Genomic DNA, 609 nt, shown 5'->3' on the forward strand with positions numbered 1-609 from the left:
ATGAACGCCGTGAAACTCTATTTCGAGCAGGTGCTGCACCGCCAGAAAATGTTTTTCGACATCCCAAGACCCAAAAAAAAGCAGCTGCTGCCAAAGATGCTCACCAAAGCCGAAATCAAAAAAATAATAGCCGCGGTCGAAAACCCCAAGCACTGCCTCATTTTGAAAGTATGCTATGGCATGGGACTGCGCGTAAGCGAGCTGGTGGCACTGAAACTTATCGATATCGACAGTGCCGAAAAACTGGTACGCATAGAGCAGGGCAAAGGCAAGAAAGACCGCATCGCCGTGCTCCCCGAAAGTCTGCTCCCGGAACTTCGGGACTATTATTTGACCTACCGGCCGAAGGTCTACCTTTTCGAGGGACAGGATGGCGGCGCGTATTCAGTAAGGTCGGCGCAGGCAGTGTTCAAAAGGGCGATGGAAAAGGCGGGTATCAACAAGAAAATCGGCATTCACGGCCTGCGGCACAGCTTTGCCACCCACCTGCTGGAAACGGGTACCGATATCCGCTTTATACAGGAACTCTTAGGCCATCACTCCATCAAAACAACACAGATCTACACTCATGTAACGGATGTTTCCAAATCGAAAATCAAAAGTCCGCTG

Annotated in this window: 1 protein-coding gene; it reads left to right on the forward strand. The window is 50.4% G+C overall.

From position 1 onward, the window contains the following. The coding region (locus tag L0951_RS13665) for a tyrosine-type recombinase/integrase (RefSeq protein WP_234111813.1) at positions 1 to 609 on the forward strand (609 nt) is incomplete at both ends.

The sequence above is a fragment of the Chryseobacterium sp. R2A-55 genome, from assembly GCF_021401085.1.
Lineage (GTDB): Bacteria > Bacteroidota > Bacteroidia > Flavobacteriales > Weeksellaceae > Kaistella.